Here is a 1553-nt window from a genome sequence, read left to right on the forward strand (position 1 = left end):
GTCTGTGCTTTTATTGTTTTAGAAACAATTGCCAAACTATCAGAGTTGGCATAATTTGAATGAAGATATATATCAATACAATCAGTTACTGGATTATAACCTAAAAGTTCTTCAGGGTCTTCACCTAAATCCTCAATAAGTTGCTCCTTTGCTTGTTCTTTACTTATGAAAAGTGAAGATTTGACGAATGGCATTGCATCAAGTCGTTTTCTCAGATCTGTAATTTGTAGATCTGTCACATCTTCGTTAAGCATTACGCTAAAGCTCATGTTTTCTTTTACGTAAGATGTAATTCCTTTACCGACGAAAAAAGTTAGTACAGTTAATCCCAAAAGCAATAAAACCAAAGTAACACTCACAATGGAGGTAATCTTTGCGTTAATTAATGTGAGTCTGTTTATTTTATGTCTCTTAGCCATTCATGATGATTGAAAAATCAAATTACTGCAAACTAATAAGTGTTCGTAAACTAATTGCAAAGTAACAAAAAAATTGGTTATTAACAGAGTGTTTTTTTAATAATTGTACAATAGGTTGATTTTTTGACGATTTTTCAATTATATCTCCAAGAAGTATTGAAAAGACAACAAACTGTTTGATAAACTTCAAATTCTGAACCCCAAGAAGGAATAAATCCATTAACTCCTCTTATTTACATGGAAGTAAATAATTACCATAAATCATATTTTTACAAGTTTTTATGTGTGTGTGTGTGCGATTTAATGAGAGAATTGTTTAAATTTAGGCATAGTGTAAAATAAAAAAACAAATAACGCCAAAAACTCAATCCCTGCACACAAAAGGAAAGTACCAGAATAATCTAGAACTTGAATTAAGTAACCAACGAGCAACATCCCGAAACCAATTCCCAAATCAAAAAAAGTGAGATAAGTAGAATTGGCTGCTCCTCTTTTCTCGGCTGCTACGTTATGATTGGCTATCGCCTGAAAAGTTGCCATTAAAATTCCAAAACCAAAACCCAGCACAAGTGCAGCTAAATGATACCCTATTTCATTTTTATAAAAAGCTAAAACAAAGAGCCCTATCACAAGCAAGCTCAAACCCAATAAGCTAATCTTTTTTGGTCCTACCCTATCAAATGACTTACCGCTCACAATACGCGATACAGCTATGCCTAGCGCAAGCAGAAGAAAAAACACACCACTGCTTTCAATATTAATTGAACGGCCATACAATGCAATAAAAGATATGATACCGCCGTATGGTATAGTGATGAAAAACATATTTAAAGATACCGGGAGTGCTTTTTTCTCAATTAGAGATGAGAAACTGAATTTATTTTTCTGTTTTTTTATCTTTGGTACTTTAACGAATAGAGAAAGCATCAACCCTAAAAAACTAAATGCAGCAGCTGAGAAAAAAAGTCTATTGTAGTCACCATCTCCAGTAATAAGTATTGCAATAAGAGGACCAATGGCCATTGCAATTGTCATTGACAAGCCAAAAATGCCTATCCCCTCTCCCCTTCTTTGTTGCGGAACTAAATCGACTGCTATTGTAGAACCTGCCGAGCTCATAGAGCCCCACGTGAG

At 34.1% G+C, this 1553-nt stretch carries 2 protein-coding genes; both read right to left on the bottom strand.

The genetic code is table 11. From position 1 onward, the window contains the following. Positions 1-419, bottom strand: a 419-nt coding sequence (locus VNJ50_RS13330) for a cell division protein FtsX (protein ID WP_325582720.1), incomplete at its 3' end; no start/stop codon positions are given. A gap of 300 nt (positions 420-719) precedes the next feature. Next, on the bottom strand, positions 720-1553 hold an 834-nt coding region (locus VNJ50_RS13335), incomplete at its 5' end, for an MFS transporter (protein WP_325582722.1).

The sequence above is a fragment of the Gelidibacter sp. genome (genome assembly GCF_035577925.1).
Taxonomy (GTDB): Bacteria; Bacteroidota; Bacteroidia; order Flavobacteriales; family Flavobacteriaceae; genus Gelidibacter.